Source organism: Streptomyces sp. NBC_00459, assembly GCF_036013955.1.
Lineage (GTDB): Bacteria > Actinomycetota > Actinomycetes > Streptomycetales > Streptomycetaceae > Streptomyces.
Window position 1 is genome coordinate 1,258,067 of sequence record NZ_CP107903.1, and the last position, 25,669, is coordinate 1,283,735.

Consider the following 25,669-nt stretch of genomic DNA (forward strand, 5'->3'; position numbering starts at 1 on the left):
GTCCGACAGTTGCGTCACGCGTTCAGGGGTTGTTTGTTCGGCCACGGTGTTCGAGGGTGAGGGACCACCGACCGCTACACCCGAAAGCGCGAACTGACGGGCACACGGAGGGGATTCCACATGACATTACGCACGTTGGCCGCGGCACTGTTCGCGGCAGCCACGATCGCGACCTCGACGATCGGGCTCAGCAGTACAGCCGCCGCCCACACCGACAGCACCACGGTCACCACGGGCATCCTCACCTCCGAGCAGGCGCGGCAGCCGTCGCTGACGGCGGCCCAGATGAAGAACGCCGTCGAACCCGCAACAGCCAGGTCCGGCTCGGCCGCCGCCACGCTGAACTGCGCGTACTACTACGTGTGCGGGAAGGGCGGGAACGGCAACAGATTCGACTACACCACGTGCGGCACGACGTACACCCTGCCCAACCTCGTGGGCTGGGGCTCCCTCCACAACAACCAGACGCCGGGCACCAGGGCACACTTCTACGACGCGAACGGCGCCTGGATGTTCTCCATCGACGCTCCCGACAAGAATGACGTGTTCTGGACCCCGGTCTGGTACGTCATCGCCTGTTGAGCTGACAGCCCTGCCCGGTCCGTGCGCGATGGGATGAACCCGACAGCTCACCCCACCGCCTTCAACGTGTCCCGTACCACCGCCAAGTCCTGGTCAGCCGCCAGCCCCACGTGGTGGAGCCAAAGTTCCGTCACCGCCGGCTCCGCCACTCACCCCGCGTCCTCGGTCAGGGTGACCGGGCTGCCGCTCATCGCGCGGTAGTGAGTCCGGAGGCCGGAGGCCATTGCTGACCTCCGGCCCCTGTGACGCCTCGCTCACGTTTCCCAGTTTCCCGCCCGATCAGGCGGGAAACTGGGAAACCGATGGGAAAACGATCATGCAAATCTATGCGCCGTACTACACGAAGACGCAGCGAACTACCCGAACACGCATGCTGCGTTGCAGGTCAGGGGATCGGCGTCGCTCTGACCTGCCGTATCCCAGCCCAGCGGGTTCTTCTGCGGCATCAATCCCGGCCTGATGACGGCGGCGACGGGCCATCACTTCGCCCGCCCCGGCAACCGTTTCTGGCCCGTCCTGCACCTCTCCGGATTCACCCCGAGGCTCATGAAGCCCGCCGAGCAGGACGAGTTGCTCTCTTACGGGCTCGGCATCACGAACGTCGTCGCCCGGGCGACCGCACGGGCCGACGAGCTGTCCGCCGAGGAATACCGCGAGGGCGGGCGGCTGCTGGCCGCGAAGGTGACGCGACTGCGCCCACGGTGGCTGGCCGTCGTGGGTGTGACGGCGTACCGGGCCGCCTTCGACGACCGAAAGGCCCAGGTGGGCCCACAGGAACGGTTGATCGGCGACACGCGCGTGTGGGCATTGCCCAACCCAAGCGGCTTGAACGCTCATTGGACTGCGGCGACCATGGCGGAGGAGTTCGGGCGGCTTCGGGAGGCGGCTTCCTAGCCTGTGTACGGGGCAGCGTGTACGTCCGGTCAGGCGTCGCGGTGTCGTACGCTCCACGCTCCCGCCAGCAGCGCGCCGGCCGCCCACAGGGTGGTCACCGCGAGGCCGGTCCAGGGGCCCAGTGAGCCGTTCCAGGTCTGGTGGAACACCACCTGGCCCGCCTTGTCGGGCAGGAAGTCGGCGACGGTGCCCGAGACCCCGCCGACCACGAACGAGACGATGAGCAGGAACGGGATCAGGATGCTCAGCGTGGCGACGCCGCTGCGCAGCAGGGCGGTCAGGCCGGACGCGAGCAGTGCCATCAGCGTGAGGTAGAGGCCGCAGCCGATCACGCCGCGCATGCCCTCCGACCAGGTCAGGCCGTTCGCGTCGGCGCCGAGGGCCGCCTTGCCGACGGCCAGACTCACTCCCCCGGCGACGAGGCCGACGACCAGGACAGGTACGGCGATTGCCAGCGTCTTGGCCGCGAACCAGCGGCCCCGGCGGGGCACCGCGGCCAGGGTGGCGCGCAGGCCGGCGCCATGGAACTCGGACGACACCGCCGTGGCGCCGAAGGCCACCGCCGCGATCTGCCCGAAGTTGATGCCGAAGAACGCCGAGAACAGCGGATCGAAGTCCTCCTCGCCGGCGCCGGAGTCGAGCCCGGCGAGCGCCGAGAACAGCCCCGTGACGAGGACGACCGCGCCCAGCGCCCCGAGCAGCGACCGCAGGGTGCGGATCTTGATCAACTCGGCGTGGAGTACGGGAACGAAGGACATGGCTCAGGCCTCCTGGGACTGCGGGGTCTGCGGGGTCTGCGGGGTCTGCGGGACAGGGGCTGGGGTCGGGGCCGGGGTCGTGGTGAACTCGGTCGCCGAGGCCGTCAGGTCCAGGTAGGCCTGTTCCAACGTGCCTTCGTCGGAGGCCAGTTCGAGGACGGTCAGGCCGGCGGCCGAGATGAGCCGGCCGATGTCGTCCACGCGCGCGTGCTCCACCGTCCAGTGGCCTTCGTGGTCGTCGTGGTCGCTGTGGCTGTCGCCGTGCGCGGTGGCCTCGTAGCCGTTTTCTGCAAGCAGCCTGCGGAGGGCCGCGCCGTCCGGGGTGCGCACGCGCACGCGTGGCCGTACGCGTGCGTCGATGAACTCGCGCATCGGGGTGTCGGCGAGCAGGCGTCCCCGGCCGAGGACGACGAGGTGGTCGGCGAAGGACGCGGTCTCGTTCATGAGGTGGCTGGAGACCAGGACCGTACGGCCCTCCTCGGCCAGCCTGCGCAGCAACCCGCGGATCCAGACGATGCCTTCGGGGTCGAGGCCGTTCGACGGCTCGTCGAGCATCACCACCTCGGGGTCGCCGAGGAGCGCGGCCGCGATGCCGAGCCGCTGGCGCATGCCCAGGGAGTACGTCCTCACCCGGCGGCGTGCCACGGAGGCGAGCCCCGTCTCGGCCAGTGCCTCGTCCACCCGGCGGTCCGGGATGCGGTTGCCCACCGCGAGCGCCCTGAGGTGGTCGCGGGCGGTACGGGAGCCGTGGGCGGCCTGTGCGTCGAGCAGGGCGCCGACCGTGCGGAGGGGCTCGCGGAGGGTGGCGTAGGCCTGGCCTCCGATGGTGGCGGTGCCGTGGGTCGGCCGGTCCAGGCCGAGCACGAGCCGCATGGTGGTGGACTTTCCGGCGCCGTTGGGGCCGAGGAATCCGGTGACGCGGCCGGGCCTGACACTGAAGGTGAGGTGGTCGACGGCGCGTACGGTGCCGTGCTCCTTGGTGAGGTCGTGGACGTCGATGCTGGTCATGGCAGCAGCCTGCCGGGGCCGGCGGTGGCGGGGCCTCCCCCACCGGTGGAGAACGTCTCCCCCGCCTGGGGGAGGTCTGTTGTCGGTGGCGGCTGTCACCATGTCCGGCATGGCCCGCTTCCTGCGCCCGCTGCTGCGGGGGACGACGTACACCCGCCTGTTGCACCTGTGGGTGCCGATACTCATCGTGAGCGTGTGGCTGTTCATCGACATGTCGAGCCCGTGGGTGCCCGCGGCGATCCTGCTGCCGGTCGGGCTGATTCCGGCCGTGCGGCTGGGCGAGGGGGTGCAGGCGCGGCTGCTGCTGACGCCGGGCGAGCCGGTGTCCGAGTCGGCGATCTCCGTCGCGCCGTCGGCGAGTTGGCGGGACCGGCTGCGGACGGTGCTGTGGCTGGAGGTGCGGATGGCGCTGGGGCCGGTGGCGATGGGTGCCAGTGTCTGGCTGCCGCTGACCTCCGTCGACCTGGTCCGGGCCGCCACCGGGCACTTCGCCGACGACAATCCGTTCCTGCCGGCCTCTCAGCCGCACTGGGTGTACGCCCTGCTCGCGCCGCTGCCGCTGATCGCCTTCTACGGCGTGGTGGTCGGCCTGGGCGAGTTGATCACCGCAGCCGCGCGCAGTCTGCTGGGCCCCTCGCCGTCCGAGCGGCTCGCCGCGCTGGAGGAGCGCACGGAGCAGCTCCTGGAGCGCAGCCGCATAGCCCGCGAGCTGCACGACTCCATAGGGCACGCGCTCACGGTGGCGGTGGTCCAGGCGGGCGCCGCCCGAGCGGCCGGCGACCCGGAGTTCACCGACCGGGCCCTGGGTGCCATCGAGGAGACCGGCCGGGCCGCACTGGAGGACCTTGAGCGGGTGCTGGGCGTGCTGCGCGAGTCGGACCGACCCGCGAGCAGCCGCCCCGCCCTGACCGAGGCCGGCCGCCTCCTGGAGTCCGCGCGCGCCTCCGGGGCGAGGGTCGACGCCGAGCTGACCGGTCCGCTGGACCGTCTGCCGGGTCCGGTGTCCCGCGAGGGCTACCGCATCCTCCAGGAGTCGCTCACCAACGTGCTGCGGCACGCGGGTCCGGTCCCGGTGCGGGTCCGGGTGGCGTTCGTCGACGGCACGCTGGTCCTCGACGTCCGCAATCCGATGTCCGCCCCGACACCGGGTCCGGGCCGGGTCAGCAACGGCCTGCGCGGGATACGTGAACGGGCGGCACTGCTGGGCGGGCAGGCCTGGACAGGAGCGGAAGAAGCGGCCGACGAGTGGCGGGTGCGGGTCGAACTGCCGGTCGGGGAAGGCCGGGTGAGGCCGGGAGCACGCCTCGGCGGACACGACGGGGTCGGCGGACACGACGGAAAGGGTGGAAAGCGCGGAAAGAACGCGAGGAACGGAAGGCAACGGGCGGGTGCGGTCCTCGGTGCCGGGAGAAACGGCTGACCCGGCACGCGCCCTCCCCTGCCACCGCCCCTCCACCGCGTCCGGCGGGGCGCGGCCGGTTGATCTACGCTGACCGGATGCCCATAACCGTGCTCCTGGTCGACGACGAACCCCTCGTACGGGCCGGTCTGCGGGCCGTGTTGGAGGCTCAGCCCGATATCGAGGTTGTCGGGGAGGCCGCGGACGGGGCCGCCGTCATTCCGTTGGTCAGGCAGTTGCGGCCCGATGTGGTCGCCATGGATGTGCGGATGCCGTTGATGGACGGGATCGAGGCCACGCGCGCGGTGCTGCGGACGGTGGCGGAGCCGCCGAAGATCCTGGTGATCACGACGTTCGAGAACGACGAGTACGTGTACGAGGCGCTGCGGGCCGGCGCCGACGGGTTTCTGCTCAAGCGGGCCCGGCCGGCCGAGATCGTGCACGCGGTGCGGCTGGTCGCCGAGGGCGAGTCGCTGCTGTTCCCGGCCTCGGTACGGCGGCTGGCGGCCGAGTACGGGGACGGCGACGGTGACGACGGCGGGAACCGGGCGGCCCGGGCGGTGCTGGAGCGGGCGCGGCTGACCGAGCGCGAGGCGGAGGTGCTGCGGCTGATGACCCGGGGGCTGTCCAACGCGGAGATCGCCGCCCGGCTGGTCGTCGGGACCGAGACCGTGAAGTCGCACGTCAGCCAGGTGCTGGCGAAACTGGGGGCCCGGGATCGTACGCAGGCGGTCATCGTGGCGTACGAATCCGGGTTCGTGGCGCCCGGATGATCCCGGCCCGTCGGACAGGTCGGGGGTGTCCGGCTCTCGCCCGGGTGCTCCGCGCCGAGTACGATCCGCCCCACACGCGCAGCGAGCGCTCCGCGGGAAGCGCGGTGATGAACCTGCGGGCCGGTGGCGGCTGGTCGCGCAGTTCCCCGCGCCCCTGTCGGGGCGCGGTTGCGCACCCGCCTTCACCAGGTCCGCTCAGTCGGAAGGACGTACGTTGGGGCAGCTGACCGGTGGGGATCCCTCGCTGCTGCGAAGGATCAACTCCGCGGTGGTGCTGCACGCGCTGCGTGCCACGGACTGCGCGACACTGACCGAGATCACCCGGGTGACGGGGCTGTCCCGGCCGACCGTCGAGGGCGTCGTCGAGGGGCTCATCGAGGCCGGGCTCGTCGTCGAGAAGGCCGCCGACGAGAGCGTCGCGCGGCGGCAGGGGCGGCCCGCGCGGCGGTTCCGGTTCCGGGCGGAGGCCGGGCATCTGCTGGGGCTGGAGATCGGGTCCCATCGCGTTGCCGCGCTGTTGTCCGACCTCGACGGGCGGCTTCTGGGGTCGATCTCGAAGGACGTCGACGAGGCGGCGCCCGCGGACGAGCGGCTGGAGCGGTTGCGGTCTGCCGTCGCCGAGTTGTTGCGCCGGGCCGGGGTGGCCCGTGACTCGCTGCGGGCCGTGGGCGTGGCCACGCCCGGGATCGTGGAGGCCGACGGGGTGGTACGGCTGTGCACCGCGCTGCCCGAGTGGACCGGGCTGCGGCTCGGCGAACGGCTCAGCCGGTCCTTCAAGTGCCCTGTGCTCGTCGAGAACGACGCCAACGCTGCTGCCGTCGCCGAGCACTGGAAGGGCGCGGCGATCGACTCCGACGACGTGGTGTTCGTGCTGGCCGGGCTGAGTCCGGGTGCAGGCTCACTGATCGGCGGGCGGCTGCACCGGGGGTTCGGCGGGGCGGCCGGGGAAATCGGCGCGCTGCATCTGCTGGGCCGGGAGGCGACTCCCGAGGCGCTGTTGTCGACCACGGGAGAGCCGCTGCACCCGCTCGACGAGGTGGCGGTCGCCAAGGTGTTCGCCCGCGCCCGCGAAGGCGACGAGCAGGCCCGCGCGGCCGTCGACCGTTTCATCCAGCGGCTGGTCCACGACGTGGCCGCGCTCGTGTTGGCCCTCGACCCCGAACTGGTCGTCGTCGGGGGCTGGGCGGCGGGGCTGGACGGCGTACTGGAACCGTTGCGCGACGAGCTGGCGCGTTACTGTCTGCGCCCGCCCGGCGTGGCCCTGTCGCTCCTCGGCGAGGCGGCCGTGGCGACGGGCGCACTGCGGCTGGCCCTCGACCATGTCGACGAGCAGTTGTTCGCGGTGGAGGGGACTGTGACGGCCCGTCGTTGAGCCGCAGGTCCGTTGTGGCTGGTCGCGCAGTTCCCCGCGCCCCTTTGAGGGCGCGGGGATGTACGGCCGTCAGGACGCGCGGCGTTCCGGGCCGTGGTGGATCTCCACTCCCCCGGTGTCGCCGAAGGTCAACCGGCACGTGTCAGCGCGATAGGTCGCCACGGAGAGTGCGGCCGTGCGGCCCTCGGTGAAGAAGCGGGTGGTGACGACGAGGACGGGCGCCCCGGGGAGGCGGTCCAGCTCCTTGGCGTCGTCCGCGCGGGCCGAGCCGAGTTCCACGGCGCGGTCCTGGCCCTCCAGTTCCAGGCGCTGGAGTTCGCGCAGCACCGCACGCGCGCGTGCCGAGCCGGACGGAGCGTCTATCGCCGACAGGTCGGGGACCGAGCCGACCGGGACGTAGAGGAGTTCGGCGGCGACCGGCTGGCCGTGCGAGACGCGCGAGCGGCGCACGGTGTGGACGGCCTCGTCCTGGCCAGTCTCCAGGGCGGCGGCCACGGACACGGACGGTACGGTCAGCGTGCTGTCCACGGGCTGCCAGGTGTCGCCCGCCGCGCCCGGCCATACGTGCTGGGCCGTGCCCACGGGAACTCCCATGCGCGGCGGGGCGACGGTCGTACCGACACCGCGGCGGCGCTGGAGCCGGCCTTCGAGTTCGAGCTGCTCCAGTGCCTGGCGCAGCGTGGCACGGGCGACGCCGAAGCGGGCCGCGAGGTCGCGCTCGTTGGGCAGGATCTCCCCCACCGTGAACTCGGAGTCCAGTGCCTCACTGAGCACGGTCTTCAGATGCCAGTACTTCGGCTCCGGCACCGTTTCCAACTGCGTGGTCCCCACCATGTCCTCCGCAATCGCCGTGGTCCGGCGGCGTTTTGGCGCCCTTGTTTATTAAAGGTTGTTGCACTTTCCTGCGACCATAGGGCGGCCCTGAGGCTTGGTCAAGACCAATCAGTCTTCCTGGGGAAGGGCCAGGGAGCGCACCTTGTCCGGGTTGCGGATGATGTACACACACTGGATACGGCCGTCCGCGACATCCATCTGGAACACGGCGTCGGGCTTGCCACCGTCCAGGATCAGCACGGCGAAGCCGCCGTTGACCTCCAGGAAGCGGAACGACGCGTCCACCAGGCCCTTGCCGGCGGTGCCGACGACGAAGCGGCCCACGTGGTCGGCCGACTCCAGGATCCGGCGCGGCGCCCGCGCCAGGCCGCCGCTGTCGGCGACGAGGCAGACGTCCGGGGCGAGCAGTTCCATGAGGCCCGCGAGATCGCCCTGTTCCGCGGCGACGAGGAACCGCTCGGTCAGGTCACGGCGCTGGGCCGGGTCGACCTCGTAGCGCGGGCGCCGTTCGTCGACGTGCCGGCGGGCGCGTCCGGCGAGCTGGCGCACCGCCGGTTCGGTGCGGTCGAGCATGGCGGCGATCTCCGCGAACGGGTACGCGAAGGCCTCCCTGAGGACGAACACCGCGCGCTCCAGCGGTGAGAGGGACTCCATGACGACCATGACCGCGATGGACACGGTGTCGGCGAGCACGGCCCGCTCGGCAGCGTCCGGAACGGTGCCCGCGGCGCCGGTGAGTTCGGTGACGTACGGCTCGGGCAGCCAGGGGCCGACGTATGTCTCGCCCCGCGCCTTCACCTGGCGCAGTCGGTCGATGGCGAGCCGGGTCGTGACGCGCACGAGATAGCCGCGCGGTTCGCGTACGTCGGTCCGGTCGGCGCCGGACCAGCGCAGCCACGCGTCCTGGACGACGTCCTCGGCGTCGGCCACCCGGCCGAGCATGCGGTAGGCAACGCCCATCAGGACAGGCCGGTGGTCTTCGAAGACGTCGGTCACGGTGTCGGCGGTCACGGCTCCATCCCAACCCGGCACCGAGGGTGATGTCCAGCGAGTTGTCGGCCGCCGCCCACCAGGACTACCCGCCAGTAGCAATTGCTGACAAGCTGTCTACGCAGTGCCCGTGGACAGCCGCGCAGATGTGTACGAGTAGGAGCAGCCCCATGTCCGCCACCGTCACCTTCGAGGTCCCCTATCCGTACGACCCGGGGGCCGAGCCCAGGACCGTGACCCTGTCGTACGCGCGCGTGGGCGCCGGCGAACCGCTTCTGCTGCTGCACGGCATCGGTCATCACCGGCAGGCCTGGGACCCGGTGATCGACATCCTGGCCACCGAGCGCGATGTGATCGCCGTGGACCTTCCCGGATTCGGCGCGTCCCCGGCGCTGCCGGACGGCTTCACCCACGACCTGCCGACGATGACCGCCGTGTTCGGCGCCCTGTGCGAGGCGCTGGAGCTGGACCGGCCGCACGTGGCGGGCAACTCGCTGGGCGGTCTGCTGGCCCTGGAACTCGGGCGTGAGAAGCGCGTCCGGTCCGTCACCGCGCTCTCCCCTGCGGGGTTCTGGTCGCAGCCGGAGCGGCGGTACGCCTTCGGGGTGCTGCTCGCGATGCGGCGGGCCGCGCGGAGCATGCCGGGGCCGCTGGTCGAGCGGCTGTCGCGCTCGGCGGCGGGGCGCAGCGTCCTGACAAGCTCCATCTACGCCCGTCCCGGCCGCCGTTCACCCGAGGCCGTCGTCGCCGAGACACTCGCCCTGGCGAACGCCCAGGGGTTCACGGAGACCCTCAGGGCCGGCCGCGACATCCGCTTCACGGACGACGTCCCGGGCATCCCGGTCACCGTCGCGTGGGGCACCCGGGACCTGCTGCTCGTGCGACGCCAGGGCATCCGCGCCAAGCAGATCATCCCCAAGGCCCGTCTGATCCGCCTCCCCGGCTGCGGCCACGTCCCGATGAACGACGACCCGGCGCTGGTCGCCCGGGTGCTCCTCGACGGCAGCCGCTGACCGGCGCAGGAAGCCCAACGCACCGGACCCCAGGGCGACTCCGGTGGCGACAAGGGCACTCCCGGCGGCCTGTACGGCTCCGTAGGAGCCCGTCCCGACGAGCGGGGCCGTGCAGGCCGCGGCGACGGGGATGAGGCCGGAGAAGAGCGTGGCGCGTTCCGCGCCGATCCGCTGCATGCCGATGTACCAGCACACGAAGCCGACGACGGTGACGACCGCCGCCTGCCACAGCAGCGCGGCGGTCTCGGTGGCGTCGGGCAGGCGCAACCAGCCGGCGCCGTCGAGGACCGTCCCGGCGAGCGCGGACTCGGCGGCGGCGAGACCGCACACGGTCGCGGACAGCAGCCGGGGCCCGAGGGGACGCAGCACCGGTACCGCGAGCACCGCGAACCCGACCTCACCGGCCAGCGCGCATCCGGAGAACGCGATGCCGGCGCCGTCCGTACGGCCCCACCCCTGGACCGCGAACGCGCCCGCCGCGACGGTCAACGCCCCGTACAGCACGGCCCGTTGGGGACGCCGTCCGTCCAGCAGGGGCACCAGGACCGCCACGACCACGGGCGCGCAGCCCACGAACACTCCCGGCACCGCCGGTTCCGCGCCGCGTTCGGCGGCGATGACGGCCAGGTTGAAGCCGACCATGCCGACGGCGGCGAGCAGCGCGAGGCGGGTCCACTGGCGGGCGGCAAGTGTCCGCAGCGGGGCGGCTCCGCCCCGGCCGACCAGGGGCAGAAGAAGCAGACAGGCCAGGCCGTAGCGGAGGAACTGGCCGCCGGCGTACGGGTAGTCGCCGAGGACGCTGTTGGCGGTGAAGGAGCAGCCGACGAGCACGGCGGCGAGGGCGGTGAGAAGGGCCCCGCGCGCGGGGGTGGTGTCGCCGGGGTCGGGGGTGGCGTTCATGAAGGTGACGCTAGGGACGGCGGTGGACCGGTTTAAGGTCCACTTCCATGACGTCATCGGGGACCAGTCCGAGCGGCCTGCCGGGTTCCGCCGCCTGGGAGTTGCTGCTCCCGGCCGCCGACGCACCCGCACGCGCGCGTGGGCGTTCGCTTCAGGAGGCGTTGCGGGCGGCGGTCCGCTCGGGGCTGCTCGTACCGGGGACGCGGCTGCCGTCGAGCCGGGATCTCGCGGCCGACCTCGGGGTGTCGCGGGGGCTCGTCACGGAGGCGTACGAGCAGTTGACCGCGGAGGGCTATCTGCGCAGCGGGCGCGGGGCCGGGACCTGGGTGGGCGGTGCCGCCCGGGCCGCCCACCCGCGCGCGCGGGACCTCGCCCCGCGCTCCCCCGGCGCCGTCGCCGACTTCCTCCCGGGCACCCCGGACCTGTCGCTGTTCCCGCGTGCCGCCTGGGCCGCCGCCCAGCGCGCGGTGCTCGCGGAGCTCCCCCATCACGCCCTCGGCTATCCGGATCCGCGGGGGCTGCCCCGGCTGCGGACGGCCCTGGCGGAGCTCCTCGCGCGGCGCCGGGGCGTGGTCGCGGACCCGGAACGGCTGGTGGTCGTCTCCGGGGTCGCGCAGGCGACGACTTTGCTCGGGCACGTGCTCCACGCGCGCGGGATGCGCGGCATCGGCGTCGAGGACCCCGGGAGCCCGGAACACGGTTCCCTCCACTCCTCGGCCGGTCTGGACGCCGTACCGCTGCCCCTGGACGACGAGGGCCTCGGTCTCGATGGGCTGCGGGCCTCCGGGGTACGGGCGGTGGTGACCACGCCCGCACACCAGTTCCCCTGCGGGATCGCCTACTCCGCGGGCCGCCGCACCGAACTCCTCGACTGGGCGCGGTCGGTCGACGGGCTGGTGATCGAGGACGACTACGACGGGGAGTTCCGGTACGACCGCGCCCCCGTGGGCGCGCTGCAGGGGCTCGACCCCGAGCGCGTGGCCTACACGGGGTCCGTCAGCAAGTCGCTCGCGCCCGGGCTGCGGCTCGGCTGGCTCCTCGTACCGGAGTCGCTCGCCGACGAGGTCGTCGAGCGGAAACGGACGATGGACCTCGGGCATCCCGCCCTCGACCAGGAGCTGTTCGCGCGGTTCGTGGAACGCGGCGACTACGACCGGCATCTGCGCCGGTGCCAGCGCGCGTACCGGGAACGGCGCGATGCCCTGGTGGCGGCGCTGGAGGAGCACTTTCCCGGGGCCGAGGTGTCGGGGATCGCGGCCGGTCTGCATGTGATCGCCGCACTGCCGGAGCGGTACGGGCCGCAGGACCGGTTCCTGGAGCGAATGTCGGCGGCCGGGGTCGCGGTGAGGCCGCTGACGGACTTCGCGCACGCGCGCGTACGGGGCGCGGATGTGCGGCTGGTGATGGGGTACGCGCAGTTGTCGCCGGCTCGGATCGAGGCGGGGGTGCGGCTGATGGCGGAGGCTCTGGTGGCGTGACGTCGGTTCGCACACCGGTTCCCCCTTGTCCCCGCCCGCGGTTGTTCACTCGTGGTTTGCGTGGGCGCTGTGGTGTCCCCGTAGTTGTGGCTGTGCACACTCGCCGGATCCTGTCCCCGGAGGCACGCCCCATGTCAGCTTCTCCTCTGCCCGGTCGTCGCAGCGTGCTGCGCGGTTCACTCGCCGCTTCGGCGGCCCTGACCCTGCCCGCCGCCGTCGGTGCGGCGGCGCCCGCGTTCGCCCTGTCCGGGCGGCCGAAGGCCGGGTGGGGGGTCCAGACGGGCGATGTGACCGCCGACTCGGGGCTGGTGTGGGTGCGGTCCGACCGGCCGGCCCGGATGGTCGTCGAGACGTCCGCCACGGAGTCGTTCCGCAGTCCCCGCAGGTGGCACGGTCCGCTGCTCGGCACGGACACCGACTTCACCGGTACGACCCGGTTGCGCGGGCTGCCGCCGGGCGAGCAGATCCACTACCGCGTGATGCTCGCCGATCCGGACGACCCGCGCCGTACCGGCGAGCCCGTCACCGGCACCTTCCGTACGGCGCCGGTGCGGCGGCGCGACGGGGTGCGCTTCCTGTGGTCGGGAGACCTGGCGGGGCAGGGCTGGGGCATCAACCCGGATCTGGGCGGCTACCGTATCTACGACGCGATGGGGAAGCTCGACCCCGACTTCTTCCTGTGCAGCGGCGACAACATCTACGCCGACGGTCCGATCGCCGCGACCGCGGCGCTGCCCGACGGCAGCACCTGGCGGAACATCACGACCGAGGAGAAGGCGAAGGTCGCCGAGACGCTCGCCGAGTTCCGCGGCAACTTCCGCTACAACCTGCTCGACGAGAACCTGCGGCGGTTCAACGCCCAGGTCCCGTCGATCATCCAGTGGGACGACCACGAGGTGCGCAACAACTGGTACCCGGGGCAGAAGATCCTCGACTCGGACACCCGTTACACCGAGAAGAGCGTCGACACCCTCGCCGGCCGGGCCCGACGGGCCTTCAGCGAGTACTTCCCGATCTCCACGCTCCGGCCGGGCTCCCGGGACGGCCGCGTGTACCGCGTACTGCACCAGGGGCCGCTGCTCGACGTGTTCGTCCTGGACATGCGGACGTACCGCAACGCCAACTCGCCCGACGGCCAGACCGTCGACCCGCAGGGCATCCTCGGCGCCGAGCAGCTGGACTGGCTCAAGCGGGAGCTGTCCTGCTCGCGTGCCGTGTGGAAGGTGATCGCCGCCGACATGCCGCTGGGCCTGGTCGTGCCGGACGCCACCGAGGGCAAGGCGAACATCGAGGCCGTCGCGCAGGGCGACCCGGGTGCGCCGCTCGGACGCGAGCTGCAGATCGCCGAGCTGCTGCGGTACATCAAGCACCGGCGGATCACCGGCACGGTCTGGCTGACCGCCGACGTCCACCACACCTCGGCCCAGCACTACCAGCCCTCGCGGGCCGCCTTCACCGACTTCGAGCCGTTCTGGGAGTTCGTGTCGGGCCCGCTGAACGCCGGAGCCTTCCCCGCCAGCGCGCTCGACGGCACGTTCGGTCCCGAGCGCGTCTTCGTGAAGGCGCCGACCGCGGCGAACGTCTCGCCCGCCGGCGGCTACCAGTTCTTCGGCGAGGTCGACATCGACGGCGGCAGCGGGGAGCTGACGGTACGGCTGCGCGAGCAGGACGGGACCGTGCTGTTCACGAAGGTGCTGCAGCCGGGGCGGGTGGGGCAGTAGGCGCACGCACGACAGTAATCGTGCAAGAGTAAACAAAAGGGGCGGAATGCAACTTAACCCTTCGGTCACAGTCCGTTCGTGATCACGCAACACCGTTGGCGCATGGTGGCTGCATGACTCGAAAAGTATCTGAGGAAACCCCTGCGGCGGACGGCCGCCCGGTACGTCAGTGGCGGCGGGACGTCGTCGAACTCGCCGCACTGCTGCGCACATGGTGGGCAAGCCGCCACGGTCACGCACCGCCGGACGACAACGATGCCGACACGGGCATCGGTACGGATACGGGAACGGGTACCGGCGCGAGCGTGCTGTGGCGGATGCGGACGACGGTGAAGGACGAACCGGGGTCGCTCGCCGCGCTGTGCATCGCCCTCGCCGGGCGCCGCATCGACATCCTCAGCCTCCAGACGCATCCGCTGGCCCGGGGCACGGTCGACGAGTTCCTGCTGCGCGCCCCCGCCGACCTCACCGCGACCGAGATCTCCGGGTCGGTGTCCCGGGCGGGCGGCGCCGGGACATGGATCGAGCGGGCCGACGCCCACGATCTCGTCGACGCGCCGACCCGGGTCCTGGGCCTGGCCACCCGTACGGCCCTGGACGCGGCCGAACTTCCCCTCGCGCTGCGTCAGTTGCTCGGCCGGTGCACGATCCGTTCGCTGCCCGCCGGTGACTCGGCGGCGCGGGAGGGCGTACCGGTCGAGGGGGCCCTGGAGGAGACCGACACGGTGATGCGGCTGCGCGCGCCGGAAGGCGGAGTGATCACCGTGGAGCGGCCGTACCTGCCGTTCACCCCGACCGAGTTCGCCCGGGCGCGGGCCCTGGTGGAGCTGGACGCACGGCTCGGCCCCCGTGTCCCGCACGGCCAGGACGTGCTGACACTGCCGCGGGGCAACGCCATCACCGTACGGCGGGCCGACGCGAGCGACCTGGACGCGGCCAAGGCGATGCACGAGCGCTGCTCACCGCGCACTCTCTCGCTCCGCTACCACGGCCCGATGGGCGACGCCGACCGCTATCTGGGCCACCTGCTCAGCCCTCGCTACGGGCGCACACTCGCCGTGCAGACGGCGTCGGGGCGGGTGGTCGGCCTGGGCCACCTTCTGTGGGACGGCGACGAGACCGAGATCGCACTGCTCGTCGAGGACGAGTGGCAGCGGCGCGGCGTCGGCGGCGAACTCCTGCGCCGACTGGTGTCGATGGCGCGCGAGGCGAACTGCGAGCACGTGTACGCCGTCACACAGTCCTCGAACACCGGTATGGTCGCCGCGATGCGCGCACTCGGCCTGCCCCTCGACTACCAGATCGAGGAGGGCACCCTCGTCATCACGGCCCGCCTGGACGCGACCCCGGTCGCCTCCCCGAGGTCGTACGACCACAGCGCGCGGGACTGATCCCGAACCGACTGCGCCCGCGACCGGCCCGGCGGCCTCCGCCGGGCCGGTCGCGCGTCCCGGCGCGAATCGACGTGACGCGGGCCGTCGTCGCATACGAGGATGAGTGCATGTCAGACATCAAGAACCCGCTGCCCCGTGAGGTCGCCGACACCTATGTCGACGAACTCATCGCCCTCGACCCGGTCACCGGTACGTACCTCGGCGTGAAGGAGAGTTCGAGCCGGCTCCCGGACACCTCACCCGCCGGCCAGGAGGCCCTGGCGGAGCTGGCTCGCACGACGCTGGCACGGCTGGACGAGGCCGAGCGCCGCCCCGGCGCGGACAGTGACATCGAGCGGCGCTGCGGGCGCCTGCTGCGTGAGCGGCTCACCGCCGAACTCGCCGTGCACGAGGCCGGCGAGGGCCTGCGTGCCGTCGGCAACATGCACACGGCCGCACACTCGGTGCGTGAGGTGTTCACCGTGACGCCGACGGAGACGGACGAGGACTGGACGGCGGTCGCGGAGCGCCTGCGCGCGGTTCCGGCCGCGCTGAGCGGCTACCGGGAGAGCCTCACCCTGGGCCTGGAACGCGAGCTGTACGCGGGTCCGCGCCCCACCGCCACGTTCATCGGGCAGCTCGGCGAGTGGTCCGACCTGGAGGGCAAGGGCCTCGGCTGGTTCGAGGACTTCGCGTCGGCCGGCCCCGAGGCGATGCGCACCGAGCTGGACGAGGCGGCCCGGGCAGCGGACGCGGCCGTCGTCGAACTGCGGGACTGGATGCGGGACGTGTACGCGCCGGCTGTGAAGGGCGCGCCGAACACGGTGGGGCGTGAGCGGTACGCGCGCTGGTCGCGCTACTGGAACGGCACGGATCTGGACCTGAACGAGGCGTACGCGTACGGCTGGGCCGAGTACCACCGTCTTCTCGGCGAGATGAAGCAGGAGGCCGAGAACATCCTGCCCGGCGCCGCGACGCCGTGGGTGGCGCTGGCCCATCTCGACGAGCACGGCAAGCACATCGAGGGCGTCGACGAGGTCCGCGAGTGGCTCCAGGGTCTGATGGACCAGGCGATCGAGGCGCTGGACGGCACGCACTTCGAACTCGCCGAGCGGGTGAAGAAGGTGGAGTCCCGCATCGCACCGCCCGGCAGCGCGGCGGCGCCGTACTACATGTCCCCGTCGGAGGACTTCTCCCGCCCCGGCACCACCTGGCTGCCGACGATGGGCCAGACCCGCTTCCCCGTCTACGACCTGGTCTCGACCTGGTACCACGAGGGCGTTCCCGGTCACCATCTCCAGCTCGCGCAGTGGGTGCACGTCGCCGAGAACCTCTCCCGCTACCAGGCCACCGTCGGCGGCGTCAGCGCCAACTGTGAGGGCTGGGCGCTGTACGCGGAGCGTCTCATGGACGAGCTGGGCTATCTCACGGACGCGGAGCAGCGCCTCGGCTACCTCGACGCCCAGATGATGCGGGCGGCCCGGGTCATCGTCGACATCGGCATGCACGTGGAGTTGGAGATCCCGGCGGACTCCCCGTTCCACCCGGGCGAGCGCTGGACACCGGAACTGGCCCAGGAGTTCTTCGGCGCCCACAGCAGCCGCCCCGCGGACTTCGTGGAGAGCGAACTGACGCGCTATCTGACCATCCCCGGCCAGGCCATCGGCTACAAGCTGGGCGAACGGGCCTGGCTGCTGGGCCGGGAGAACGCCCGGCGCCGCCACGGCGCCGCCTTCGACGCGAAGGCCTGGCACATGGCCGCGCTGTCGCAGGGCTCGCTGGGGCTGGACGACCTGGTGGACGAGCTGTCTCAGCTGTGAGGTAGCTCGCCGAGAGCAACTCGGCGGGAGCGTACGGGGGTTGTGGGGCTCGGGGGTGTTTCCCGCGCCCCCGCCCCCGTCCGCGCGTCAGTCCGTCGGCAAGCCGGTCGCCGGTCAGCCGGTCAACCGCCGCAGCTGTACGAGGCCGACCCAGGTCTCCGGTCCCGGCTCCACGTACGCCGCCCGCACCGCGTACCGCCCCGGCGCCAGCTCGACCCGCAGGTGATCGGTCCGGTCCGTCTCCTTGCCCGGCCAGGCGGAGTCGAAGAGGAGCACGTCCCCCGGTGTCTCCCACGCCCTGTCCGGCTCCCACTCCGCCACTGCGAGTGCTGCAGGGACGCAGGCCAGCAGTTCGTCCTCGGAGTCGGCGGCGCACCACCGTACGAAGGTGTCGTGTTCCGGCAGGAACGCGGTCGAGGCGGGTTCGTCGCCGAGGACGAGAGCGGTGGTGTCGCCGACGGGCACGAAGCCGAAGAGGCCGTCCACTTCGCAGGCCCGGTCGTAGTCCGTCGACAGCTCGTCGCCGTCCGCCCCCGACCAGAACGGCAGCACCGCTTCCGGTACCGCGATGAGCGGTCCGCCGCCCGACTCCACCCACTCGACTGCCATGCGCAGCAACCTACACGCTGTACGCGCCCGTAAATTCGCTGTCCCCCGTCCCACCCCATGAGCCATCCTCGACTCCCATGAACGCCCGAACTCTCTTCCTCTCCCCACGTGTCACCGCGACGGGACACGCCCTCGCCGACGCGGCACGCCGGCGTGCCATGGGTGTCGAGGTCCTGCGCGAGTGGCGGGTGCCCGAGGAGTGGCGGGCGGCCGAGGGTGCGACGCTGTACGCAGGGCCGCTGTTCGCGGACGCGGTGGCCGCCGAGCTGGGGCTCGGGCTGCTGGAGGCGGCGCCGGACTGGCTGGCCCGGCTGCCGTACGAACTCACGCGCAGGAAGATCGAGTTCGGTACCGTCGCAGAGGCCCGGCAGCTGCGGCGGCCCGCCTTCGTGAAGCCGCCCAACGACAAGAGCTTTCCGGCGCGCGTCTATCCGAATGGGAGCCGGTTGCCGGGTCCCGACGCGGTCGACGACGGCACGCCGGTGCTGGTGAGCGACATCGTGACGTTCGCCGTCGAGTACCGGTTGTTCCTGCTCGACGGTGAAGTCCGCACCGGAAGCCGGTACTTGACGCACGGCGAGCTGGACGTCGTCCCGCTCGACGAGGATCCGCGAAAGGCGGAGGTGCTGGCCTTCGCGGGGTGCCTGGCGTCCCTGGATCTGCCGAGTGCCGTTGTCGTGGACGTCGGTCTGCTGTCGGAGGGTTCGGAATGGGCGGTCGTCGAGGCCAACGCCGCCTGGGCCAGCGGGCACTACGCCTGCGATCCGGCTGCCGCCCTCGATGTCGTCCTGCGTGCGGCCCGTCCAGAAGGGGAGTTCGGCTCGGCCGACCGTGCCTTCCTGAGGCACCTGCCCGAGGTCGTGCGGGACTGAGGCTCGCCGAGGGGCGGGCAAGGGACTGCGGCCCGTGTTTGGTTCAGCAGCCGCAGTCCGCCGCGTCCACCGGGGCCGTCAGCGCGTCGGCGGCGCGGCGCTCCCGCCCCTCCCACGTCTCGAACTCGAAGCCCTCACGCACCCAGTACTCGAAGCCGCCGAGCATCTCCTTGACCTGGTAGCCGAGTCGGGCGAGGGCGAGGGCGGCGCGGGTCGCTCCGTTGCAGCCGGGACCCCAGCAGTACGTCACCACCGGCACGGACCTGTCGAGGAGCCCGGCGGCCTGCTCGGGGATCAGGGCCGTCGGCAGGTGGAGGGCGCCCGGTATGTGGCCCTGGTCCCAGGACTCGGTGGAACGCGAGTCGACGACCACGAAACCGGGGTCACCGTCGGCCGCGAGTGCGGCGGCCACGTCGGACACATCGGCGTGGAAGGCGAGGCTCGCGGCGAAGTGGGCGACGGCCTCGGCCGGGGAGGCCGGGGCGACGCGCAGGACGGGGTTGACGGCGGTGATGCCGGCGCTCATGGTCTGGCCTTTCCCTGGTGGGAGCCCGGGTCGGAGGGTCGGGACTCCATGGCCAGAAATCTACGACCGGCGATCACCTCACCTGAAGGTGTGATCCACGCCCTTTTCTTTGTTCAGCCGGGGGTTTCCCTGCTATTCCTCGGGCATGAGCACGTTTTCCCCGGACGCCACCGACTGGCGCATCCTCGATGTCCTTCAGCGCGACGGGCGCGCCACATTCGCCGAGCTGGCGCGCGCCGTCGCGATGTCTCCGAGCGCGGTCACCGAGCGGGTCCGGCGGCTGGAGGAAGCCGGCGTCATCCAGGGGTACGCGGCGGTCGTCGACCCGGAGCGGCTCGGTCTGCCGATCCTCGCCTTCGTCCGGCTCAGATACCCGAACGGCAACTACAAACCGTTCCACGACCTGGTCGCCGTGACGCCCGAGATCCTGGAGACGCATCACGTGACGGGGGACGACTGCTTCGTCATCAAGGTCGTCGCGCGGTCGATGCGGCATCTGGAGGAGGTGTCGGGAAAGATCGGCGCGCTGGGCTCGGTGACCACGAGCGTCGTCTACTCGTCGCCGCTCCCCCGCCGCGCCGTCGGCCAGTGAGCGCCTGAGCGCCCCCGACCGGTCCGGGCGGCGGCCTCACTCACCGCCCCGCTGCCGCACCACCGACCCCGATCGCCCCTTCACCACCTCCAGCTGGGCGTGGATCCGCCGCCGCAGGTCCGGCACATGGCTGACGATGCCGACGCTGCGGTCGCGTTCGCGCAGCGAGTCGAGGACGTCGAGGACCTCGTCCAGGGTCTGGTCGTCGAGGCTGCCGAAGCCCTCGTCGATGAAGAGCGTGTCGAGGCGGACCCCACCGGCCTCGTCCGTGACGACGTCCGCGAGACCGAGGGCGAGAGCGAGCGAGGCGAAGAACGTCTCGCCGCCGGACAGGGTCGCGGTGTCGCGTTCACGGCCGGTCCAGGCGTCGACGACATGCAGGCCGAGGCCGCTGCGGCCCCGCCCGGCCCGGTCGTCGGAGTGGACCAGGGTGTAGCGCCCGGACGACATGCGCCTCAGCCGTGCCGTCGCGGCGGCGGCAACCTGTTCGAGGCGGGCCGCGAGGACGTACGACTCCAGCCGCATCCTGCGTTCGTTGTCGGCCGAGGTGCCCGCGGTGAGGGTGGCGAGGCGGGCCACCCGGTCGTGGGCGGCCCGCAGCGGCGCGAGTCGGCGTACCGCGGTGGCCGAGCGGGCGGACAGCCGGTCGAGTTCCGTGCAGCGGCTCGCGGCGGCGTCGCGCGCGGAGGCGGCCTCCCGCAGCCGACGGGCCGCGGCCGATGCCGCCTGTTCCGCGCCCGCGAGGTCGGCGGGCGGCTGCTGCGCGGCGGCCACCGCGTCGGGCTCGGCGAGGGCGGCCCGTACGGCGGCCTCCTCGGACTGCCAGGCGTCAAGCCTCTGTTGGAGTTCACGGTGGGCCGCGTCGTCCAGGAGTGCGTCCGCCGCCGCGTGTGGCGTCTCGAACCCGGCGCGGTAGGCGGCGTCGGCGAGGCGGGCGTCGGCGTCCTTGAGCCGCTGGGCGGTGTCCTCGGCATTGCGCGCCGCCTCGGCCGTCTCGGTGAGCAGCGCTGCCTGCCGCTCCAGCTGGGCCGCCCGCACGGCGACGCTGTCGGCGTCACCTCGGGCCTGCGCCAACTCCTCCTCCAGCGTGGCCCGTTCACGGTCGAGGGTGTCCCGGCGGGCGACCCGGGACGCCGTCCTGAGTGCCGCCTCCTGCTGGGCGGCGCCGCGGCGCTCGCGCTCCTGCTCGGCCCGGCGCAGCTCCTCGTGCGCGGAGTGGAGCCCGGAGGCACCTCGCCGGGCCTCCTCGTATCTCCGCTCCAACTCCTCGGCATGCTCAGCGAGTTGATCGGTGGAAGCGTCCCCTGCCTCGGCGGTGGCAGCCGCCAGTGCCTCGCGTGCGGCGCCCAGTCTGCGTTCGTCCTCGGTGCGCCGCTCGTCCGCCCGCTGGTAGGCGGCCAGCGCGCTCTCCTCCGCCTCGCGGTCGACGTGCCCGGCGATCTTCCGCGCGGGCGCCGGGTGTTCGACGGCTCCGCAGACGGCGCAGGGTTCGCCGTCGTTCAGGTTGGCGGCCAGCTCGGCGGCGATGCCGTTCAGACGCTGTTCCTTGAGGTCCAGCCAGTGGGCCTTCGCTTCCGTGGCACGCTCACGCGCCGCCAGTGCATGTGTCCGCGCCTCGTCCGTGTCCCGGGCGAACGCGTCCCGCCGGCGGGCTGCCCTGAGCCGGTTCTGGGCGGGTTCCCGCTGGACGGCGAGTTGTTCGGCCCTGGTGGCGGCTTCCTGGGCCGACTCGATACGGGTCTGGAGGCCCGCCCTCGTCGCCTCCCAGTCGCCCAGCCAGTTCTCGGCGTCGTGCAGGACGTCCTCGTCGGCGCGCTCCTGGCGGTCCAGGTCGGCGCGCTCGTCGACGAGTCGGCCCAGCCGCTGTTCGGCGCGGCGGGCGGATTCGAGGCCGCCCAGTTCCTCGGCGGCCCGGCGGGCGGCGGCGGCCAGTCCACCGGCGCCGGCGTCCGCGAAGGTGTCCGGCAACAGGGCCCGCGCGCGTGACTCGCCGTCGGCCGCGCGCCGGTGCTCGGTCCCGGCCGCCTCCCGCAGCTCCAGCGCGGGCGCCACCGCCTCGGCCTTGCGGGCCCGTTCCATCCGCGCCCGGTCCTCCTGGTGCGCGTCCGCCCGCTCCTCCAGCCGCCCGGCCCGCTCCCGCGCCTCGGCGAACCGCCGCTGCAACCGCGCCGTTTCCCGTACGTCGGCCAGCGCGCCGTCGGCCGCGGCCTGCGCGGACTCGGCGGCGGCGCGGGCGCAGTGGGCGATGGTGAGCAGCTCACGCGCGGTGCAGCGGGCTACAGCGGCGGCGCCCATGATGGCCTCGGCCAGCCCCGGTTCCCCGGGCGCGAGGCCGGGCAGCTCCATGGCGTCGCCTGCTGCCTGCTGCATGCGGTGGGCGTCGGCCAGCAACTCCGCGTCCCCGTCACGCACTTCGGCCTCGGCGGCGCGCCGGCGGTCCGCCAGGCGTTTCTCCACCTCGGCGAAGCGACGGGTGTCGAAGAGACGGCCGAGCAGCTTGCCGCGCGCCTCGGCATCGGCGCGCAGGAAGCGGGCGAAGTCGCCCTGGGGCAGCAGCACGACCTGGCAGAACTGCTCGCGGCTCATGCCGAGCAGCTGGGTGATCTCCTCGCCGATCTCCTGGTGGGAGCGGCTGAGGTCCTTCCAGGCACCGGCCGAGGCGTCGTACTCGCGCAGCCAGCTCTGGGCCTTGTCCAGTGTCGTGCCCGCGCCGCGCTTCTTGGGTCGCTCCCAGGGCGGCTGCCGGGTGAGCTCCAACCGGCGTCCGGCGACGGTGAGTTCGAGGGTGACCTCGGTGCGGGTGCCGGGCTCGGCGTGGTCGCTGCGCAGCGAGCCGCCCTGGCGGGCGCCGGGCACCGAGCCGTACAGGGCGTAGCAGACGGCGTCCAGGACGGACGTCTTGCCCGCACCCGTCGGACCGTGCAGAAGGAAGAGCCCGGCGGCGGACAGCTCGCCGAAGTCGACCTGCTGGGCGCCGCCGAAGGGCCCGAAGGCCGTGATGTCCAGCCGGTGCAGCCTCACCGGGCGCCCTCCGTGTGCGGGTCGTCGTTGCGGCGATGTGCCGGGCCGCTGCCGACCGGGGCGGCGAGGGTTCCTGTGTGGATGCCGGTCCGCTCGGGAGCGCCTGCCCGGCGGTCGGTGTCCCTCCCGGTCCGCCCGCCCGCCGGAGTCCCCGCACTCCGCGCCGCGCTCATCGCGCCACCTCCCGTACCGTCTCGTCCGCGCGCACCGCGTCGAAGGCGTCCCGCAGGACGCCCCGTTCGTTCTCGTCGGCTCCCGCGCCCCGCACATGCAGGACGAAGTCCTCCGCGATCTCCTGGTCGGCGCGCCCCGCCAGGCGCCGCGCGTACGTCACGTCCGGGTCCCCGGGCCGCCGCTCCGGATCGAAGGTGAGGCTGAGGGTGTGCGGGAACCGTTCAGTGAGCCGGGCCATGGGGTCGGCGGGGCGCACCGCGTCGGTGAGCGTCGCCTCGACCCACGCCTCCTCGTGACGGGCGAGGTCCGGATCGACGAGCAGTTCCTCCAGCGCCCCCCGGATACGGGCGAGCGCGCGCGGCACCGGGCAGTCGACGCGCTCCGCGGTGACCGAGCCGTCGCCCGCCAGGTCGACCAGCCACATGCTCTTGCGGTGGTCGGCCTCCGAGAAGGAGTACGGCAGCGGGGAGCCCGAGTAGCGCACGCGTCCGGTGATGGTCTGGCAGCCGTGCAGATGGCCCAGCGCCACATAGTCGACGCCGTCGAACACCCCGGAGGGCACGGCGGCGACCCCTCCTACGGTGATGTCCCGCTCGCTGTCGCTGGCCTCGCCGCCGGTGACGAAGGCATGGGCGAGGACGACGGAACGGGTGCCCTCCGCGCGTGCGGCGAGATCGGCGCGGACGCGGTCCATGGCGGCGGCGAGGACGCTCTCGTGGCCGGCCTTCTCCACCCCGAACGCGTCCTTCACCAGAGCCGGTTCGAGATAGGGCAGTCCGTAGAAGGCGACATCACCGAACGTGTCACGGAGGACCACCGGCGTTCCGATGGCCGTCGGGTCGGTGCGCAGATGGATGCCGGCGCGGTCGATGAGCCCGGCGCCGACACCGAGGCGGCGGGCCGAGTCGTGGTTGCCGGAGATCATCACCGTCGGCACACCGAGGCCCGCGAGCCGGTGCAGCGCGTCGTCGAAGAGCTCGACCGCGGCCAGCGGGGGCACCGCCCGGTCGTACACATCACCCGACACGACCACCGCGTCGACCTCGCGCTCGCGCGCGACGGAGACGAGATGGCCGATGAACCCGGTCTGCGCCCCGAGCATGTTCACCCGGTGGAAGGAGCGGCCGAGATGCCAGTCGGACGTGTGCAGGATTCTCAAGACACTGCTCCGACCTGCATTTTTCCCCCTGCTTCGCTCCTGGACTCAGCACCGAACCCGCACGGTTCCCGCTCTCGGCACCGACCACGCTAACGCCTGTCAGTACCTGGTCCATCACGGACCTCAGTCTGCCACCGGCATCCGGCGCCGGGTGACCACAGATGCCCGCCGTGCTCTGAAAGGTTGCGTGGCCAAGCCACCGCGACACCTCGAGAAGAGAGACACCGCCCTCTTTGCCGCAGCCTTGAAGTCGGTGCGGGGCGGGAGGAACTCGGCCGTCCACGCCGTCGGCACAGGTGAGGAAGACGCGGTCGTCGTAGGGGCGTCAGAAGGGTAAGGGCTCCTGGGTGATGCCCTGACGTGTGTGTTGCCTCGCCTTGATCGTGGCCGTGGTCCCCCATGCGATCGAACCGGTTCGAGGGAAGCTAACACCGGGACAAGCGGCCAGCAACAGTCTCGACGGGGATTGCTCGCCCGCACGGAGCCGACCGCTCAGACGGCTCCAAGGCTCCGTATGCCCCCAAAGCCGTCGCCTTCCCTGCCGGCGAACAAGCGGATACCAGGAGCAGTCAGACATCCTCCAATCGCGCGACGGGATTTCCAGGACGTAACGAGAAGTTCGGCACGGAGCATTGACACCCGGCCGGGCTGCTCCTACTTTCACTTCACGCGAACCGGTTCGACAGGCGAACAGCCGAATGGGTGCGCCCCACCGGAAGCTCGAACCGGTTCGAACCTCTTTCAGCAAGGAGTCCCGTGAACATCGGTGAGATCGCCAAGCGGGCCGGTGTCTCGCGGAGCACCGTGTCGTATGCCCTGAGCGGGAAGCGGCCGGTGTCCGGGGACACCCGTCTGAAGATCCAGCGGGTCATCGACGAGCTGGGCTACCAGCCCAACGCGAGTGCGCGGGCCCTGGCCAACGGCCGGACCAACACCATCGGTCTGGTCTTCCCGCCGGCCGGGAACCACTACACCGGCATGCAGCTGGACTTCATCGGCAGTGTCACCGAGGCCGCCGCCACCTACGACTACGATGTGCTGCTCTCCCCCAGCGGGGTGGACAGTGACCGTTCGTTCCAGCGGCTGCTGGGCGAGCGGCGGGTGGACGGTGCGATCCTGATGGAGATCCGGCTGCAGGACGACCGGCTCGACCATCTCGCCGCCCTGGACTTCCCCTCGGTCGCCATCGGCCGCAGCGCCCACCCGGAGGGCAGCTGGTGGGTGGGCCTGGACCACACGGCACTGGCGGCGGCCTGTGTGCACCACCTGGCCGACCTCGGCCACCGCAGGGTCGCCTTCGTCAACCGGCCCGAACAGCTCCTGCGGGCCGGGTACGAGTCCGCTCACCGGGGCCTGGACGGCTTCACCAAGGCGGCGGCGGAACGCGGGCTGACCGTCCGCACGTACACCTGCGGGGACGACGCCGCCTCCGGTCTGACCTGTCTGGAGCGGATCCTGCACGACGACCCCGCCACCACGGCGCTGGTCACACTGAACGAGGCCGCGCTCGGCGGCCTGTACCGGGGGCTGGCCCAGGCCGGCCGCCATGTACCGCGCGACTTCTCCGTCACCGGAGTGGTGGCCAGCAGGTGGGCGGAGACGGTGACCCCGCAGCTCACCGCGGCGGACGTACCCGCGGAGCAGATGGGCCGCCTCGCCGTCGACCTGCTCGTGGAACGGCTGGACAACCCGGACACGCCGGCCCGCAACCACCTGCTGGCGCCGCCCATCTCGTTGCGGGCGAGCACCGCGCCCTTCGGGCCCACTCCCGGCTTCGGTGCCGCCGTGACGTACTGACCCG

22 protein-coding genes and 1 pseudogene are annotated in these 25,669 nt (G+C 72.2%); 13 read left to right on the forward strand and 10 right to left on the reverse strand.

Translation table 11 applies throughout. The features are described from left to right. Window positions 1-120 precede the first annotated feature (120 nt). On the forward strand, window positions 121-582 hold the full coding sequence (locus OHN74_RS05280) for a hypothetical protein (protein ID WP_327693360.1): 462 nt from the start codon (window positions 121-123) through the stop codon (window positions 580-582). 444 nt (window positions 583-1,026) lie between these two features. Further along, window positions 1,027-1,476 carry a G/U mismatch-specific DNA glycosylase gene (gene mug / locus OHN74_RS05285; RefSeq protein WP_327699996.1) on the forward strand — a complete coding sequence of 150 codons (450 nt, stop codon included), beginning with the start codon at window positions 1,027-1,029 and terminating at the stop codon, window positions 1,474-1,476. Between the two features lie 29 nt (window positions 1,477-1,505). Here the strand turns inward: mug and OHN74_RS05290 are convergent, their stop codons facing one another. Both OHN74_RS05290 and OHN74_RS05295 read right to left on the reverse strand, forming a co-directional pair. Then, on the reverse strand, window positions 1,506-2,234 hold the full coding sequence (locus OHN74_RS05290) for an ABC transporter permease (RefSeq protein ID WP_327693362.1): 729 nt from the start codon (window positions 2,232-2,234) through the stop codon (window positions 1,506-1,508). A gap of 3 nt (window positions 2,235-2,237) precedes the next feature. Next, window positions 2,238-3,242, reverse strand: coding sequence for an ATP-binding cassette domain-containing protein (locus OHN74_RS05295; protein WP_327693363.1), 1,005 nt, complete (start codon window positions 3,240-3,242; stop codon window positions 2,238-2,240). A gap of 109 nt (window positions 3,243-3,351) precedes the next feature. On the opposite strand from OHN74_RS05295, the gene OHN74_RS05300 reads away from it, so the two are divergent. From OHN74_RS05300 to OHN74_RS05310, 3 genes are all read left to right on the forward strand, one after another. Continuing rightward, window positions 3,352-4,662, forward strand: a complete 1,311-nt coding sequence (locus OHN74_RS05300; protein WP_327699997.1) for a sensor histidine kinase — start codon at window positions 3,352-3,354, stop codon at window positions 4,660-4,662. Between the two features lie 77 nt (window positions 4,663-4,739). Next, a complete protein-coding gene (locus OHN74_RS05305; RefSeq protein ID WP_327693364.1) occupies window positions 4,740-5,414 on the forward strand; it encodes a response regulator transcription factor in 675 nt (224 codons plus the stop codon). A gap of 214 nt (window positions 5,415-5,628) precedes the next feature. After that, the gene (locus OHN74_RS05310; protein WP_327693365.1) at window positions 5,629-6,786 is read left to right on the forward strand and encodes an ROK family transcriptional regulator; all 1,158 of its coding nucleotides are present in this window, start codon (window positions 5,629-5,631) and stop codon (window positions 6,784-6,786) included. A 69-nt stretch (window positions 6,787-6,855) separates the two neighbouring features. On the opposite strand, the gene OHN74_RS05315 is transcribed toward OHN74_RS05310, so the two are convergent. Next, window positions 6,856-7,617 carry a GntR family transcriptional regulator gene (locus tag OHN74_RS05315; RefSeq protein WP_327699998.1) on the reverse strand — a complete coding sequence of 254 codons (762 nt, stop codon included), beginning with the start codon at window positions 7,615-7,617 and terminating at the stop codon, window positions 6,856-6,858. Between the two features lie 111 nt (window positions 7,618-7,728). Beyond that, entirely contained in the window at window positions 7,729-8,631 is a 903-nt protein-coding gene (sigJ, locus tag OHN74_RS05320; protein WP_327693366.1) for an RNA polymerase sigma factor SigJ, read from the reverse strand. Window positions 8,632-8,780: 149 nt separating this feature from the next. On the opposite strand from sigJ, the gene OHN74_RS05325 reads away from it, so the two are divergent. Further along, window positions 8,781-9,623: an alpha/beta fold hydrolase gene (locus OHN74_RS05325; protein WP_327693367.1), complete on the forward strand. Its 843-nt coding sequence runs from the start codon at window positions 8,781-8,783 to the stop codon at window positions 9,621-9,623. Window positions 9,624-10,097: 474 nt separating this feature from the next. Here OHN74_RS05325 and OHN74_RS42850 read toward each other — a convergent pair. Next, window positions 10,098-10,580 (reverse strand): annotated as a pseudogene (locus OHN74_RS42850) (EamA family transporter); the annotation flags it as partial. Here OHN74_RS42850 and pdxR point away from each other — a divergent pair. The 4 genes from pdxR (at window position 10,571) to OHN74_RS05350 (ending at window position 16,915) form a co-directional block, all read left to right on the forward strand. Then, complete coding sequence (gene pdxR, locus OHN74_RS05335; RefSeq protein WP_327693368.1) at window positions 10,571-12,001, forward strand: MocR-like pyridoxine biosynthesis transcription factor PdxR; 1,431 nt, start codon at window positions 10,571-10,573, stop codon at window positions 11,999-12,001. The pseudogene OHN74_RS42850 and the gene pdxR sit on opposite strands and share 10 nt — an antisense overlap. Window positions 12,002-12,132: 131 nt before the next feature. Beyond that, window positions 12,133-13,722, forward strand: coding sequence for an alkaline phosphatase D family protein (locus OHN74_RS05340; protein WP_327693369.1), 1,590 nt, complete (start codon window positions 12,133-12,135; stop codon window positions 13,720-13,722). A 113-nt stretch (window positions 13,723-13,835) separates the two neighbouring features. Beyond that, window positions 13,836-15,113 carry a GNAT family N-acetyltransferase gene (locus OHN74_RS05345; protein WP_327693370.1) on the forward strand — a complete coding sequence of 426 codons (1,278 nt, stop codon included), beginning with the start codon at window positions 13,836-13,838 and terminating at the stop codon, window positions 15,111-15,113. Window positions 15,114-15,223: 110 nt separating this feature from the next. Next, window positions 15,224-16,915: a DUF885 domain-containing protein gene (locus tag OHN74_RS05350; protein ID WP_327693371.1), complete on the forward strand. Its 1,692-nt coding sequence runs from the start codon at window positions 15,224-15,226 to the stop codon at window positions 16,913-16,915. A gap of 114 nt (window positions 16,916-17,029) precedes the next feature. Here OHN74_RS05350 and OHN74_RS05355 read toward each other — a convergent pair whose 3' ends face one another. Beyond that, window positions 17,030-17,524, reverse strand: coding sequence for an immunity 21 family protein (locus tag OHN74_RS05355; protein WP_327693372.1), 495 nt, complete (start codon window positions 17,522-17,524; stop codon window positions 17,030-17,032). Between the two features lie 77 nt (window positions 17,525-17,601). On the opposite strand from OHN74_RS05355, the gene OHN74_RS05360 reads away from it, so the two are divergent. Then, window positions 17,602-18,396: an ATP-grasp domain-containing protein gene (locus OHN74_RS05360; RefSeq protein WP_327693373.1), complete on the forward strand. Its 795-nt coding sequence runs from the start codon at window positions 17,602-17,604 to the stop codon at window positions 18,394-18,396. Between the two features lie 43 nt (window positions 18,397-18,439). Here the strand turns inward: OHN74_RS05360 and OHN74_RS05365 are convergent, their stop codons facing one another. After that, window positions 18,440-18,922: a rhodanese-like domain-containing protein gene (locus tag OHN74_RS05365; protein WP_327693374.1), complete on the reverse strand. Its 483-nt coding sequence runs from the start codon at window positions 18,920-18,922 to the stop codon at window positions 18,440-18,442. A gap of 145 nt (window positions 18,923-19,067) precedes the next feature. Here OHN74_RS05365 and OHN74_RS05370 point away from each other — a divergent pair, with 145 nt between their 5' ends. Continuing rightward, complete coding sequence (locus tag OHN74_RS05370) at window positions 19,068-19,514, forward strand: Lrp/AsnC family transcriptional regulator (protein ID WP_327693375.1); 447 nt, start codon at window positions 19,068-19,070, stop codon at window positions 19,512-19,514. A 36-nt stretch (window positions 19,515-19,550) separates the two neighbouring features. On the opposite strand, the gene OHN74_RS05375 is transcribed toward OHN74_RS05370, so the two are convergent. Genes OHN74_RS05375 through OHN74_RS05385 form a run of 3 tightly spaced genes read right to left on the reverse strand, consistent with a single transcriptional unit; the run spans window position 19,551 to window position 23,868 of the window. After that, window positions 19,551-22,535, reverse strand: coding sequence for an SMC family ATPase (locus OHN74_RS05375; protein ID WP_327693376.1), 2,985 nt, complete (start codon window positions 22,533-22,535; stop codon window positions 19,551-19,553). Next, window positions 22,532-22,708 carry a hypothetical protein gene (locus tag OHN74_RS05380; RefSeq protein ID WP_327693377.1) on the reverse strand — a complete coding sequence of 59 codons (177 nt, stop codon included), beginning with the start codon at window positions 22,706-22,708 and terminating at the stop codon, window positions 22,532-22,534. The genes OHN74_RS05375 and OHN74_RS05380 overlap by 4 nt, the downstream gene beginning before the upstream one ends. Then, window positions 22,705-23,868 (reverse strand): exonuclease SbcCD subunit D, encoded by a 1,164-nt coding sequence (locus OHN74_RS05385; RefSeq protein ID WP_327693378.1) that lies wholly within the window; start codon window positions 23,866-23,868, stop codon window positions 22,705-22,707. Before OHN74_RS05385 ends, OHN74_RS05380 begins: the two co-directional genes overlap by 4 nt. A gap of 756 nt (window positions 23,869-24,624) precedes the next feature. On the opposite strand from OHN74_RS05385, the gene OHN74_RS05390 reads away from it, so the two are divergent. Then, on the forward strand, window positions 24,625-25,665 hold the full coding sequence (locus tag OHN74_RS05390) for a LacI family DNA-binding transcriptional regulator (protein WP_327693379.1): 1,041 nt from the start codon (window positions 24,625-24,627) through the stop codon (window positions 25,663-25,665). Window positions 25,666-25,669: the final 4 nt, after the last annotated feature.

Excerpts from the sequence above, each read along its gene's own strand:
- OHN74_RS05280 (WP_327693360.1), top strand. The coding sequence starts at position 121 with ATGACATTACGCACGTTGGCCGCGGCACTGTTCGCGGCAGCCACGATC.
- OHN74_RS05290 (WP_327693362.1), bottom strand. The coding sequence starts at position 2,234 with ATGTCCTTCGTTCCCGTACTCCACGCCGAGTTGATCAAGATCCGCACC.
- OHN74_RS05295 (WP_327693363.1), bottom strand. The coding sequence starts at position 3,242 with ATGACCAGCATCGACGTCCACGACCTCACCAAGGAGCACGGCACCGTA.
- OHN74_RS05300 (WP_327699997.1), top strand. The coding sequence starts at position 3,352 with ATGGCCCGCTTCCTGCGCCCGCTGCTGCGGGGGACGACGTACACCCGC.
- OHN74_RS05305 (WP_327693364.1), top strand. The coding sequence starts at position 4,740 with ATGCCCATAACCGTGCTCCTGGTCGACGACGAACCCCTCGTACGGGCC.
- OHN74_RS05325 (WP_327693367.1), top strand. The coding sequence starts at position 8,781 with ATGTCCGCCACCGTCACCTTCGAGGTCCCCTATCCGTACGACCCGGGG.
- pdxR (WP_327693368.1), top strand. The coding sequence starts at position 10,571 with ATGACGTCATCGGGGACCAGTCCGAGCGGCCTGCCGGGTTCCGCCGCC.
- OHN74_RS05340 (WP_327693369.1), top strand. The coding sequence starts at position 12,133 with ATGTCAGCTTCTCCTCTGCCCGGTCGTCGCAGCGTGCTGCGCGGTTCA.
- OHN74_RS05345 (WP_327693370.1), top strand. The coding sequence starts at position 13,836 with ATGACTCGAAAAGTATCTGAGGAAACCCCTGCGGCGGACGGCCGCCCG.
- OHN74_RS05350 (WP_327693371.1), top strand. The coding sequence starts at position 15,224 with ATGTCAGACATCAAGAACCCGCTGCCCCGTGAGGTCGCCGACACCTAT.
- OHN74_RS05355 (WP_327693372.1), bottom strand. The coding sequence starts at position 17,524 with ATGGCAGTCGAGTGGGTGGAGTCGGGCGGCGGACCGCTCATCGCGGTA.
- OHN74_RS05360 (WP_327693373.1), top strand. The coding sequence starts at position 17,602 with ATGAACGCCCGAACTCTCTTCCTCTCCCCACGTGTCACCGCGACGGGA.
- OHN74_RS05365 (WP_327693374.1), bottom strand. The coding sequence starts at position 18,922 with ATGAGCGCCGGCATCACCGCCGTCAACCCCGTCCTGCGCGTCGCCCCG.
- OHN74_RS05370 (WP_327693375.1), top strand. The coding sequence starts at position 19,068 with ATGAGCACGTTTTCCCCGGACGCCACCGACTGGCGCATCCTCGATGTC.
- OHN74_RS05380 (WP_327693377.1), bottom strand. The coding sequence starts at position 22,708 with ATGAGCGCGGCGCGGAGTGCGGGGACTCCGGCGGGCGGGCGGACCGGG.